The sequence below is a fragment of the Rhodanobacter sp. sgz306013 genome (assembly GCF_057031145.1).
In genome coordinates this window covers 687,731-700,432 of sequence record NZ_JBXCIJ010000002.1, presented here as the reverse complement: position 1 = coordinate 700,432, position 12,702 = coordinate 687,731, and the positions used below count along the sequence as shown (strand labels likewise).

Here is a 12,702-nt window from a genome sequence, read left to right as displayed (position 1 = left end):
GGAGCGTGCGGGGAGCGGGACGCGAGGAGGCCGGAGGGGCTGCGCGTTGCACGCAGCCGCGGGATGTCCCGGCCCGGCAGGTGCCGTCCATGACGGACGGGCCGGGACATCCGTTGGAACCGGGTAGTAGCCTCACCATAGAACCCGCACCGGCATCCTGGGGAGACAGTTCCCGCTGCTGGTATTCCCACTACCACCCGACGCCACCGCATGCAGCATTCCCGGCAACGCTCCGAGCTGAAGGCCTTCCTGCGCGCCCGCCGCGCCGCGCTCGCGCCCGAGACGCTGGGCCTGCCGCGCGGCGGGCGCCGGCTCACCCCGGGCCTGCGCCGCGAGGAAGTGGCCGTGCTCGCCGAAGTGGGGGTCACCTGGTACACGTGGCTGGAGCAGGGGCGCGCGATCAACGTGTCCGCCGCGGCGCTCGCGCGCATCGCGCGGGCGCTGCAGCTGGACGCCACCGATGAGGCCTACCTGTTCTCGCTGGCCGGGTTGGCGCGCGCGGAGCCGGTGCGCAACCACGTGTCGTTGCCGCCCACGGTGCAAGGCGTGTTGGACCTCTACCAGGCGCCGGCTTTCGTGCTTGATCCGGTGTTCGACCTGCTGGCCTGGAACGCGATGGCCGAGCGGCTGTACCAGTTCGGTGAATTCCGCGGCCGCTTCGCCGGCAACCACCTCTGGAACGCCTTCATGAATCCGGCGCGGCGGCGCCTGTACGAGCCCTGCTTCGAGCCGGGCATGCTCAACCTGCTTGGCATCTTCCGCGTGAACCATGCGGCACATCCCGACGATCCGCGCTTCGACGCGCTGATCGAGGCGCTCGCCGCGGCCAGTCCCGATTTCCGCGCGCTGTGGCAACGCCACCACATCGCGCCGCTGGCGGCCTGGATTGCGCACTTCCGCCACCCCGAGTTCGGCGAGCTGCGCGTTCATTCCAACCGCTTTCCGCTGCGCGACGCCGACGGCACCGCCAGCGGCGCCACCGCGTTCTTCTTCGTGCCCGAAGACGCGGCGACCGCGGCCAGCTTTGCGCGCATCGCGCGCCGCCAGCACCACGCCGGCGCGGCGGAGCGCGAGCCGGCCTGATCAGGCCGGCTTATCGTCGCCATCATCAAAAACGTCTTGGCTTATCGCGGCGGGCAGGCCTAGCATGCGCCGACGCCCATCCGCGCCGCCACCAATCGAGGTCGCCATGCTCCGCCCGATGCTGTCACGCCTGTTCGTACCGGGTTTGCTCGCGCTCGGCCTGCTGCCCGCCGCCGCCATGGCGGGAGACAACCCGGCGCCACCCGCCATCACCGCCGCCGGCGCGTTCCACCCGGTGCCGCACGCGGCCTTCCTGCCCGACCGCAACGCCGTCTACAAGGTGGTGTTCGCGATGACCAAGTCCAGCGACAAGCCCGATCAGGTCAATCCCGCGCTGGAGCGCGTGGCGCGCACGGTCAACCTGTACGCCGCCTCGGGCGTACCGCTCGACCACCTGAAGTTCGTCGCGATCGCCTACGGTCCGGCCACGGCGCTGGTGCTGGACGACGCGCACTATCGCGCGAAATTCGGGGTGGCCAACCCCAACCTGGCCGCGATCGCGCAGCTGCGCAAGGCGGGCGTCACGGTGGCGGTGTGCGGGCAGGCAGTGGTCGAGAACCATTTCGAAAACACCTGGGTGGCGAAGGACGTGCCGGTGGCGCTGTCCGCGCTCACCACCATCACCGAGCTGCAGCAGCAGGGCTACGCACTGATGCCCCTGTAAGGGGCATCAGCCGGGCCATGGGCGGCCCGACGTCGACCAGGCGCGGTACGCGCCTGGTCGAACGGAGCCGAGGCCGGATTCACCGGCCTCGGCGAGTCAAAAAGGTGCAGGACGCACTTTTTTGGCATCAAGCACGCGCTCTTGCTCTTGGGGAATACCGATGAAGCACAAGCACTCGTGGATGATTGCCCTCGCACTCGCCGCGCTATGCGTCACCGTCCAGGCCGCTGACAAAGCGAAACCTGACTACCTGCCGCCGTGGAACCCACCACCCGAAGGCCTGCAATTCAGCGTCCCACCGTTCGACGCCATTGCCGACCTGCATGGCGACGTGGTCGATCCGCAGCTCACTGTGTTCTTCGCCGGCAACCAGTTCATGGTGGTGCACGACCTGGTCGCTGCGTTCAGGCAGGCGCACCCCGAGTACCGGCGCGTGTTCGTGGAAACGCTGCCGCCCGGCATCCTGGCCAAGCAGATCGAGGGCGGCACGCTGGTGATGGGCAACCTACGCCTGGCGCTGAAACCGGACATCTTCACCGCTGGCAAGGGTTCGGTCGAACGCCTGCAGAAGGCGCACGGCTGGTTCGCCGCCACCGCCGACTACGCGCGCAACCCGCTGGCGATCCTGGTGGCGAAGGGCAACCCGAAGCACGTCGAAGGGCTGCAGGACCTCGGCCGCCCCGACGTGCGCGTGAGCATGCCGAACCCTGCATGGGAGGGCATCGCGAAGCAGATCGAGGCCGGCTACCGCAAGGCCGGCGGCGAGGCGCTGGACCGCACGATCATGGTGACCAAGGTGCAGGACGGCAGCACCTTCCTCACCCATATCCACCACCGGCAGTCGCCGTTGCGCGTGCTGCAGGGCGAGTCGGATGCGGCGCCGGTGTGGTCCACCGAGGCGTACTTCCAGCAGCAGATCCTGCACCACCCGGTCGAGACGGTGGCGATTCCCGCCAGCCAGAACGTCACCGCCACCTACACCGCCGCGCGCATGAAGGCCGCCCCGCATCCGCAGGCGGCGAAGGACTTCCTCGCCTTCATGCAGAGTCCGGTCGCGCAGGCGATCTACCGCAAGTACGGCTTCCAGCCGCCGAAGTGAGGGACCTGCGATGCCTGGCCTGCCGCAACTCCTGATCGCCCTGGCGCTGGCCCCGCTGCCGTTCGCCGCCGTGGCCACCGACGCCGCGACCATCGTGCGACAGGGCAACGGCAAGGGCGCCGCGCCCTGCATGGCCTGCCACGGCGTCGACGGCGGCGGCATGGCGATCAACGGCTATCCGCGGCTCGCCGGCCTCGATGCCGCCTATCTCCAGCGGCAACTCGACGACTTCGCGAATGGCGCGCGCAGCAATCCGGTGATGCAGCCGAACGCAAGCGCGCTCAGCGAAGAGGAGCGAGCGGCCCTGGCGAAGTACTACAGCGCATTGCCGGTGCCCGCACATGCCGTCGCCGCGCCGGCCGCCGCCGGTGCGACGCTGGCCACGCGAGGCGACTGGAGCCGTGGCCTGCCGGCCTGCGTGCGCTGCCACGGGCCTGGCGGCATGGGCGTGGGCGCGAACTTCCCGCCGCTGGCCGGCCAGAGCGCCGCCTACATCGCCTCGCAGCTGCGGGCGTGGCAGCAAGGCACCCGGCGCAACGATCCCCTGCAGCTGATGCAGTATGTCGCCAAGCAGCTCACGCCGCAGGAAGTCGACGCCGTGGCGGGTTGGTTCGCCGCGCAGCCGCCGCCGGCCAGGGAGGGCGGGCGATGAAGCATCTGCCGATCTTGCTGCTCGGTGTGCTGGCGCTCGCCGCGTGCACGCCGCAGGCGCCCGAGGCGCCAGCAACAACCCATGACGCGTCGGCCGCGGCAAGCAGCGCGGTGCAAACCGCCGGGGCCGCGTCCAGGCCGGCCGCGGAACCCGCGTTCACGCCGCCGCCCGAGTCGGCGATTCCCGCCGGCCCGCTGGGCGACGAAATCCGTCGGGGCCGCGCCATCTTCACCGACACCAGGGAGCACGCGAGCGAGTACGTGGGCAACGGCCTCAGCTGCAGCAACTGCCACCTCGACGCCGGCCGGCTGGCGAACTCCGCGCCGCTGTGGGGTGCATGGGGCGTGTATCCGCAGTACCGCAAGAAGAACGGGCGCGTGAACAGCTTCGGCGAGCGCCTGCAGGGCTGCTTCCGCTTCAGCATGAATGGCAAGGCGCCGCCGCTGGACAGCGACGTCATCGTGGCGCTGGAAACCTATGCGTGGTGGCTGTCGAAGGGCGCGCCCACGGGCGTGAAGCTGGCCGGCGCGGGTTATCCCAAGGAAGGCTTCAAGCCGCCGCGGCCGCCCGACTACACGCGCGGCGCGGCGGTCTATGCGAAAAACTGCGCGCTGTGCCACGGTGCCGACGGCCAGGGTCAGCAAGCCGATGGGCGCAACGTGTTCCCGCCGCTGTGGGGCGCGCAGTCCTTCAACTGGGGCGCGGGCATGCACCAGCTCGACAATGCCGCGGCCTTCATCAAGGCGAACATGCCGTTCAGCCGCGGCGGCACGCTGAGTGACCAGGACGCCTGGGACGTGGCGATGTACATGGACGCCCACGAGCGCCCGCAGGATCCGCGCTACGCCGGCGACGTCGCCGCCACGCGGGCGAAGTACCACGACACGCCGATGTCGCTGTACGGCACCGTGGTGAACGGCCACCTGCTCGGCAGCGAGCCGTCGAAATGAGCACGCCGGTGCATCGCCTCACGCCCGCGTTCGGCGTGGCCGGCCAGCTCGATGCGGACGACATCGCCGCGCTGGCTGCGCAGGGCTGGCGCAGCCTGCTCTGCAACCGCCCCGACGGCGAGGCGGTGGACCAGCCCGACAGCGTCGAGCTGGCGCGAGCGGCGGGAACACACGGCCTCGCGTGGCGCCATGTGCCCGTCGTCTCCGGCCAGTGGCGCGACGCCGACGTGGCCGCGTTCGCCGAGGCGCTGCGCACGCTGCCTGCGCCGGTACTGGCGTTCTGCCGCAGCGGTACGCGCTCGATCCATCTGTGGGCGCTGGCGATGGCAGGCGCGCTGGACGCCGATAGCATCGCGGGCCTCGCCGCCGACGCGGGTTACGCGCTCGATCCCGCGGTGCTGCGTCGCGCGCCGGACGCGTCGCGCTGATGCTGGCCGATCTGCTGGCGCTGGCCTGCGGCGCTCTGGTGGGTTTTTCGCTGGCGCTGATCGGCGGCGGCGGCTCCATCCTCGCCACGCCGCTGCTGCTGTACGTGGTGGGCCTGCCCGATCCGCACCTCGCGATCGGCACCAGCGCGGTGGCGGTGGGCGCGAATGCCTACGCGAACCTGATTCCGCATGCGCGCGCCGGCCACGTGCGCTGGCCGGCCGCACTGGCGTTCGCGGCCGCTGGCGTGCTGGGTGCGTTCGCCGGCTCCAGCCTGGGCAAGCGCGTGGACGGCCATCACCTGCTCTTGCTCTTCGCGCTGCTGATGCTGGTGGTGGCGGCCTTGATGCTGCGCGGCCGGCGCAGCGGCGCGGACGGCGGCTGGCCGAAGCCGCGGCTGTTCCCGCGCCTGGGCGCCACCGGCTTCGGCGCGGGCGCGCTGGCCGGCTTCTTCGGCATCGGCGGCGGCTTCCTGATCGTGCCCGGGCTGATCTTCGCCAGCGGTATGGAAATCATCGCCGCGATCGGCAGCTCGCTGGTCGCGGTGGGCGCGTTCGCCTCCGCCACGGCGATCAACTACGCCGCCTCCGGCCTGGTCGACTGGCGCGTGGCTGGGCTGTTCGTGGCCGGCGGTATCGCCGGTGGCTGGTTCGGCACCCACCTCGCGCGGCGGCTGGCTCGCACCCGCGGCGTGCTCAACCTGGTGTTCGCGCTGGCCATCGTGGCGGTGGCCGTGTACATGCTGGTGCGCAACCTGCATCCTTGATGCGCCGGGCATGAATCTCGGACCGTTCGCCTTTCCCGCCGGACTGATCGCCTTGCTGTTCGGCCTGGTCGCGGCGCTCGCCACCACCGGTTTCCTGCGCAAGCGCGGCCTGCCCGACGCCGGTGCCGCCGTGTACCTGGCCCTGATCGCCGGCCTGCTGCTGGCGCGCCTGGCCTACGTGCTGGATTGGCGGCGGCAGTATTTCGAGCAGCCGCTCGACATCCTCAACCTGCGCGACGGCGGTTTCGATCCCGTGGCCGGGCTGGTCGGCCTCGCGCTGGCGGCGCTGTTGATCGGCTGGCGCCGGCCGGCCCTGCGCAAGGCGCTGGCGGCGGGTGCCGTGGCGGGCGTGGCGGCCTGGGGTTTCTCCACGCTTACGGCGCGGCTGCTTCGCGAGGCGGCGCGACCGCCCATGCCCGCCGTGGTGCTGCGCGATCTCGAAGGGCGCATGGTGCCACTGCAATCGCTGCGCGGCAGGCCGCTGGTCATCAATCTCTGGGCGACCTGGTGCGGGCCCTGCCGCAGCGAGATGCCGATGCTGGTGGAGGCGCAGCGCCGACTGCCGCAGGTGCGGTTCGCCTTCGTCGACCAGGGCGAGAACGCAGCCGTCGTGGCCGCCTACCTGCGCAGGGAGAACCTGGCCCCGCGCCACATGCTGATCGACGGCAACCTCGATATGTCGGCCCATTACGGCGTACGCGGTTATCCCGCCACGCTGTTCCTGGACGCCGACGGCATATTGCGCGACCAGCAGATGGGCGAGCTCTCTCGCGCGACCCTGGCCGACCGGCTGCGGCGCATCGCGCCGCAGCCGGGGCCGCCGGTCGTGTCACCCCCGCGCTGAAAGCCCCGCCGGCACAGCCGGCATCACTTGGCCTTGGCGGCAGGCGCCGCCGCGTTCTGCTTGCTTGCCTCGTAGGCCTTGAGCTGGCTCGCCGTATCCTCGGAGATCTGCCGGAGTTGCGGCATCAGGGTGGCCATCTTGATCTGCACATTCTCCATGGCCTGGCCCATCACGGCCGGCGTCTTCGCCACCATCGACTGCCCCGAAGGCGACTTGTAGAAAGCGATCATGTCGTCGACTTCCTTCTGCGTGAAAGTCTTGCGGTAGATGTCGACATACATCGGCTCCATCGAACTCCACGACAGCTGACTCTTCATCAGCGCGCTCAGTCTGGCCGTCTGCGCGTCGATGATCTTCTGCTCACCGGCATCGGCAGGCTGCCCGGCCAGCGCCTGTTCGCTGGCCTTCCGCATCATGCCGTCCAGGCGCACCTGCATGGCGTCCAGCATCTTGTGCGCCTGGGTCACCTGCAGCAGCTGCTGGATCGAGGTCTCGCTGGGGGGCTGGCTGGTCGACGTGGCCGCGGCGGCCGAGCCGCAGACGAGGAAGCCGGCGACCAGGCCGAGGGTGATCAGACGCATGGGTACTCTCCTTGTGCTTGGGTGGAAGGCGAGCCGCCGGCAGGGTGGCTCGCGTGCTCAGTGCGCGGCAGGTGCCGCAGGTTTCAGGTAGGTATCGAACAACTCGTCGATGCGGCGGTATTCGTCGTACCAGTCGTCGGCATGCTTGAAGTCGTGCCGCTCCAGCGGGTACAGCGAGATCCAGAAGTTCTTCTTGTGCAGTTCGACGAAGCGCTGGTACAGGCGGATGGAATCGCTGGCCATCACGTTGTCGTCGATCAGGCCGTGCTCGATCAGCAGCGGATCCTGCAGGTTCTTCGCATATTCGATCGGCGAACTGGTCCTGTAAGCCTCGGGGTCGAGCTGCGGGTCGTTGAGGATGTTCGAGGTGTACTCGTGGTTGTAGGTGGCCCAGTCCGCCGGCGGACGCAGCGCGGCGCCCGCCGCGAATTCGCCCGGCGCGCGCAGCAGCGCCATCTCGGTCATGAAGCCGCCGTAGCTGCCGCCGTAGATGCCCACGCGCTTCGGGTCCACGCCGTGGTGCTTGACCAGCCAGGCCTTGCCGTCAAGCAGGTCTTCCAGCTCGGGGTGGCCCATGTCGCGGTAGATCGCTGTGCGCCAGTCGCGGCCGTAGCCGGCGGAGCCGCGGTAGTCCATGTCCAGTACCACGTAGCCCTGCTGCACCAGCAGGTTGTGGAACATCTGCTCGCGGACGTAGTAGGTCTCCTGCTTCGACACATCCTGCAGGTAGCCCGCGCCATGCACGAAGATCACCGCGGGGCGCGAGGCGGGTGCGTCGGTTTCGTTGGCGGGGCCGTAGTATTTCGCGTGGATCGAGCCTGCGCCGTGCGACGAAGGCACCTCGACGAACTGCGGCTGGAGCCACGCGCGCGCGGTGAAGGCGCTCTTCATGGTGTCGGTGAGTTCGCGCGCCGCGCCGCCGCCGGCCGGCTGCACGGCGAGCTGGCTCAGCATGTACGGCGCCGAATGCAGCACGGCGAGCTGGCCGCCATCCGGCGACAAGGTGTAGCCGTCCACGCCTTCGTACTGGGTGACGCGGAACAGTTCGCCGCCGCTCGCCGGCACGCGGTACACGTCGTAGCTGTACGGCGCGACACGGTTCGCCAGCAGGTAGAACCACTTGCCGTCGGGGCTGAGCGTGGGCTGGCTGACCTCGAATCGGGTGTTGTCGGTGAGCGCCCTCGCCTTGCCGTCCAGCGGCTTCAGGTAGAGCCGCGACCACCCGCTGGCCTCGCTGAGGTACCACAGCGTGCGGCCATCCTTCAGCCAGCCGAAATCGTTGAAGCTCCAGTTGATCCATGCGTTGTCGTGCAGGCGGTCCTGGGCCACCAGCGCGTGCCGCGCAAAATCGACACTGGCGATCCAGCGGTCCTTGTTGTCGATCGCGCGCAGTTGCACGGCGGCCTGGTTGCCGTCCTCGCTCCACACGACGCCGCCGCCGCTGCCGTTGTTGGCGATGGTGACCGCGCGCACCGCCGGCGCCTTTAGGGCCTTGGCCTCGTCGGCATGGCCGGCCTTTTCCAGCGCGGCGACGGTTTGTTCGCGGATCGCCTTCAGCGGATCGTCCTTGATGCCGGGCAAGGCGTCGGTGGCGAGCGGCCACACCTTGTGCGCGGAAAGGTCGAGCAGCAGCAGCGACTGCGGCGCGGGATCGTTGCGGCCCACATACTCGCGCGCTTTCTGCACGTCGGTGTAGCCGGACTCGGTGACGTAGTGGACCACCCCCGGCGCCTTGCCGTCGTCACGGTGCGCGGGCTCGGTGATCACCAGCATCCAGTGACCGTCGGGAGACAGCTCGGTATCCACCGCCCTGACCTTGTCCCCCAACCAGAACGGCTGCGGCGCCCGGCCGGGGTCGGCCGCCTCCAGCGCCTGCTGCTGCATGCGCTGCGCGTCGCGGTCGGCCTTCAGTTCACGCAGCGTGCTGAACAGTTCCAGCTGCCGGCGCTCCAGCGCGTCGGGCTTCTTTGCCTGCGGGTCGTCGGCGAATTTCAGGATGGCGGCGGGCGACGCGACGCCGCTGGAGAGGTCGTATCCGTACCAGTCGTTGCCGTCGCGGAATTGCAGCATGCGGCCGTCGGCGGAGAACTGCGGCGAAGATTCCGATTGCGGCGAGCGCGTCACCTGCACGCGGCGGCCGCTGGCGAGATCGACCAGGAACACGTCGCCGTGCTGGATGTAGGCGGCATGCGCGTGGCTGCGGTCGTACACCGCGGGGCCGTCCGCTTTCGCCATCGCGGCGGGATCGAGCTTGCTGCTGGCCCCGCTGGCCGCGTTCACGCGATAAAAGTCGCGCACGCTGTCGCCGTCGCGCTTCAGCGCGTAGTACAGGCTGCGGCCGTCCACGCTCCAGTACGGGTTCTCCACCGCGTGGCCGATCCAGTCGGGGCTGGCCATGATGGCCGCCAGATCCAGCGGCGCCCCGGCGGGGGCCGGTGCCGCCGGGGCGCCGGCCTCCGCGGCGGGCAGCACGGCGAAGGCCACGAGGCCGGCAAGCAGCAGTCGACGCATGGAGGTACCTCGCGGCAAAAGCGGCAAGCATAATGGAGCGTGCCTTGCGCAGCGGCGTGCCATGCCGGAAGTAAGGTGCGTCGCGGACCGGGCGGCGTTACGCTCGCAGGCCGCTCCATGCGACGGAGGTTTCCCCATGCGTGCCATGCTGCCCCTCGTCCTGATGGCTGTCGCCGTCGCGGCCGCACCGGTTGCCGCACAGATGCCAAAGCCGGTTCGCAAAAATGTGCCGTTGATCGGCGATAGCCTGCCGCTCCCGCCCGCCACGCCCCGGCACGACACCGCCAGCACGCTGCACGGCGTGCGCGTGCCCGATCCCTGGCGCTGGCTGGAGAACCCCGCCGATCCCGTGGTGGAAACCTGGATCAAGGCGCAGAACGCCTATACCGAGCATGTGCTGGGTGCGATGCCGGACGGCAAGGCAATGAATGCGCGGGTGCGCGAGCTGGCGATCACCTCCACCACCCGCTCCGGTCCGCTGCTGGCCGGCGGCATGCTGTTCTACCTGCAGGAGACGCCGCCGCAGCCGCAGCCGCAGTTGGTCGCGCAGAAGTGGCCGGATGGCCCGGCGCGCGTGCTGGTGGACCTCAACGCGAACGGCGGCAATACCGCGATCACCGGCTACTGGCCCTCGCCCAGCGGGCGCTATCTCGCCTACGGCACCGCCGAGGGCGGCAGCGAGCTCACCACCCTCCACGTGCTTGACGTGCAGACCGGCAACGCCCGTGCGGATGCCCTGCCCTGGGCCGGCGGCGGCACCACGCCGCAGGGCCTGGCCTGGGATGCGGACGAGCGCGGCTTCACCTACGTGCGTTTCCCGCCACCCCCGGCGGGCAAAGACGTCGTGCAGTTCGATGCCGCACTGGTGCACCACGTGCTTGGCGAGCCGGCGGCGAAGGACGCGGTGGTGTTCGGCAAGGATTTTTCCCGGGTCGCCGAATATCGCCTGCTCTGCTCGCCCGGCGCGAAGCAGCTGGCCGTGCTTGCCAACGCGGGCGACGGCGGGCCGGCCGTGGTATGGCTGCGCGCAGGCGCGCGGTGGAAGAAGGTGCTGGGTGCCGCCGCCGACGTGCGCTTCGCCCACTGGGTAGGCCAGCGCCTGTTCGTGGCCAGTTTCGCCGGTGCGCCGCGCGGCAAGCTGCTCGCGGTGGAGGCGGGCGGCGCGACGCACGAAGTGCTGGGTCAGCGCGAAGGGGCGCTGCAGGACGTGGCGCCGGTCGCCGATGGCTTCCTCGCGGTGCGCAGCCGGGGTCCGGACTGGTGGGTGGAACAGTACGACCGCGCGGCGAAATTCGTGCGACGCCTGCCGCTGCCCGCGCAGGGCATCGGCATCGGCGGCATCGCCAGCGAGGCGGGCCAGCACCGTGCACTGATCGGCTACGGCGGCTGGACCCTGCCTTCGCGCTGGGTCGAGTACGACGCCCGCACCGGGTCGCTGAAGACCGTGTTCGAGGTGAAGGCCGCCGCCGACTACTCGAAGGTGGAGGTGCACCGGATCGACGGCACCTCGAAGGATGGCACGAAGATCCCGGTCACCGTGCTGGCGATGAGGGGGGTGACGCCGAACGGCATGCGGCCGACCATCCTCTACGGCTACGGCGGCTTCGACATTCCGGTCGCGCCGCATTTCGTGGGCCCCGAGCTGGCCTGGCTGGAGCGCGGCGGCGTGCTGGCGTTCGCCAACATCCGCGGCGGCAACGAGAACGGCGAGCTGTGGCACCAGCAGGGTCAGAAACTCGCCAAGCAGAACGTGTTCGACGACTTCCACGCGGCCGCGGTGGCGCTCGTCGACACGCACTGGACTGACCGCAGCCACCTGGGCGCGCTGGGGGGCAGCAACGGCGGCCTGCTGATGGGCGCGCAGATCGTGCAGCATCCCGGCGACTACCGCGCCGTGGTGGGCATGGTCGGCATCTACGACGTGATCCGCCACGAGACCGAGTTCGCCAACGGCGCCTACAACGTGTCCGAGTACGGCACCGTGGCCGATCCGGCGCAGTTCAAGGCCACGCTGGCCTATTCGCCGCTGCAGAACGTCAAGCCGGATACCGCCTACCCCGCCGTGCTGCTCACCACCGGGGCGAACGATCCGCGCGTGGCGCCGTGGCAGTCGCGCAAGTTCGCCGCCGCGCTGCAGGGCGCCACCACGTCGAACCGGCCTATCCTGCTGCTCACCCGCATGAATGCCGGCCACGGCATCGGCGCACCGTTCTCCCAGCGCGTGGGCAACACCGCGTTGATGCTGACGTTCTTCGCGCAGGAACTGGGGTTGGAGGCCGCGCATTGAGCGGTCGCCCGGGCGTGCTGCAGGCATGCACGCGCAAGCACGATGCCGCGGACGACGCGGCCGGCATTCCGTTGCCGCCGGAACGGGAAGTGGCACTCGACAGCCCCTTGCAGCCGCAGTCCGTTGCCACCATCGTCGATGCTCCTTGATTTGCCGGAACACCCATGCGTGCCCTGCTCCCCGCCGTCGAACACGAAACCGCCGCCAGCCCCCGCTACAGCGTCATCTGGCTGCATGGGCTGGGCGCCGACGGCCACGACTTCGCGCCGATCGTGCCGGAGCTGGTGGCGGCGGACTGGCCGGCGCTGCGCTTCGTGTTCCCGCATGCGCCGGTGCGTCCGGTGACGGTGAACGGCGGTATGCCGATGCGTGCGTGGTACGACATCCACGGCTTCGACCTGGTGGCCCGGCAGGACGAGGCCGGCATACGCGACTCCATCGCAGCCACCGAGGCGCTGATCGACCGCGAACGGGGACGCGGCGTGCCCGACGGCCGCATCTTCCTCGCCGGCTTCTCGCAGGGCGGCGCGATCGCGCTGGCCGCGGGCCTGCGCCACGACCAGCGGCTGGCCGGCATCGTCGCGCTGTCCACCTACCTTCCCATCGCCGACACGCTGGCCGCCGAGCGCAGCGCGGCGAACGCGGACGTGCCGATCTTCCAGGCCCACGGCAGCTTCGACCCGGTGGTGATCCCGCTGCGCGGCAGCGCCAGCCGCGACCTGCTGCAAGGCCTGGGCTACCGCGTGGACTGGCACAGCTACCCGATGGCACACGCGGTCTGCGCCGATGAGATCGCCGACCTGCGCGCCTGGCTGGGCCGGCGCCTCGGCTGATTCGCG

13 protein-coding genes are annotated in these 12,702 nt (G+C 70.2%); 11 read left to right on the top strand and 2 right to left on the bottom strand.

Going from position 1 to position 12,702, the window contains the following annotated elements; genetic code table 11:
• Positions 1-210: 210 nt before the first annotated feature.
• The 8 genes from AC2EWF_RS08100 to AC2EWF_RS08065 all read left to right on the top strand — a co-directional run bounded on the left by AC2EWF_RS08100 (position 211) and on the right by AC2EWF_RS08065 (position 6,484).
• A complete protein-coding gene (locus AC2EWF_RS08100; RefSeq protein ID WP_483638847.1) occupies positions 211-1,083 on the top strand; it encodes a helix-turn-helix transcriptional regulator in 873 nt (290 codons plus the stop codon).
• 106 nt (positions 1,084-1,189) lie between these two features.
• Complete coding sequence (locus tag AC2EWF_RS08095) at positions 1,190-1,747, top strand: DsrE family protein (RefSeq protein WP_483638846.1); 558 nt, start codon at positions 1,190-1,192, stop codon at positions 1,745-1,747.
• 160 nt (positions 1,748-1,907) lie between these two features.
• A complete protein-coding gene (locus AC2EWF_RS08090; RefSeq protein WP_483638845.1) occupies positions 1,908-2,846 on the top strand; it encodes a molybdate ABC transporter substrate-binding protein in 939 nt (312 codons plus the stop codon).
• Positions 2,847-2,856: 10 nt separating this feature from the next.
• Entirely contained in the window at positions 2,857-3,498 is a 642-nt protein-coding gene (locus AC2EWF_RS08085; RefSeq protein ID WP_483638844.1) for a c-type cytochrome, read from the top strand.
• Positions 3,495-4,448, top strand: coding sequence for a c-type cytochrome (locus AC2EWF_RS08080; protein WP_483638843.1), 954 nt, complete (start codon positions 3,495-3,497; stop codon positions 4,446-4,448). Before AC2EWF_RS08085 ends, AC2EWF_RS08080 begins: the two co-directional genes overlap by 4 nt.
• On the top strand, positions 4,445-4,876 hold the full coding sequence (locus tag AC2EWF_RS08075; RefSeq protein WP_483638842.1) for a protein tyrosine phosphatase family protein: 432 nt from the start codon (positions 4,445-4,447) through the stop codon (positions 4,874-4,876). The genes AC2EWF_RS08080 and AC2EWF_RS08075 overlap by 4 nt, the downstream gene beginning before the upstream one ends.
• Positions 4,876-5,640 carry a sulfite exporter TauE/SafE family protein gene (locus AC2EWF_RS08070; RefSeq protein ID WP_483638841.1) on the top strand — a complete coding sequence of 255 codons (765 nt, stop codon included), beginning with the start codon at positions 4,876-4,878 and terminating at the stop codon, positions 5,638-5,640. Before AC2EWF_RS08075 ends, AC2EWF_RS08070 begins: the two co-directional genes overlap by 1 nt.
• 10 nt (positions 5,641-5,650) lie before the next feature.
• On the top strand, positions 5,651-6,484 hold the full coding sequence (locus AC2EWF_RS08065) for a TlpA family protein disulfide reductase (RefSeq protein WP_483638840.1): 834 nt from the start codon (positions 5,651-5,653) through the stop codon (positions 6,482-6,484).
• Positions 6,485-6,507: 23 nt separating this feature from the next.
• Here AC2EWF_RS08065 and AC2EWF_RS08060 read toward each other — a convergent pair whose 3' ends face one another.
• The gene (locus AC2EWF_RS08060) at positions 6,508-7,065 is read right to left on the bottom strand and encodes a DUF2059 domain-containing protein (RefSeq protein ID WP_483638839.1); all 558 of its coding nucleotides are present in this window, start codon (positions 7,063-7,065) and stop codon (positions 6,508-6,510) included.
• A gap of 57 nt (positions 7,066-7,122) precedes the next feature.
• On the bottom strand, positions 7,123-9,576 hold the full coding sequence (locus AC2EWF_RS08055; protein WP_483638838.1) for a S9 family peptidase: 2,454 nt from the start codon (positions 9,574-9,576) through the stop codon (positions 7,123-7,125).
• A 202-nt stretch (positions 9,577-9,778) separates the two neighbouring features.
• Between AC2EWF_RS08055 and AC2EWF_RS08050 the strand changes: the two genes are divergently transcribed.
• The 3 genes from AC2EWF_RS08050 to AC2EWF_RS08040 are packed head-to-tail and all read left to right on the top strand — an operon-like array spanning position 9,779 to position 12,696.
• Positions 9,779-11,863: a prolyl oligopeptidase family serine peptidase gene (locus tag AC2EWF_RS08050; RefSeq protein WP_483638837.1), complete on the top strand. Its 2,085-nt coding sequence runs from the start codon at positions 9,779-9,781 to the stop codon at positions 11,861-11,863.
• Positions 11,860-12,012, top strand: coding sequence for a hypothetical protein (locus AC2EWF_RS08045; protein WP_483638836.1), 153 nt, complete (start codon positions 11,860-11,862; stop codon positions 12,010-12,012). Before AC2EWF_RS08050 ends, AC2EWF_RS08045 begins: the two co-directional genes overlap by 4 nt.
• Positions 12,013-12,027: 15 nt before the next feature.
• Positions 12,028-12,696 (top strand): alpha/beta hydrolase, encoded by a 669-nt coding sequence (locus AC2EWF_RS08040; protein WP_483638835.1) that lies wholly within the window; start codon positions 12,028-12,030, stop codon positions 12,694-12,696.
• Positions 12,697-12,702 lie beyond the last annotated feature (6 nt).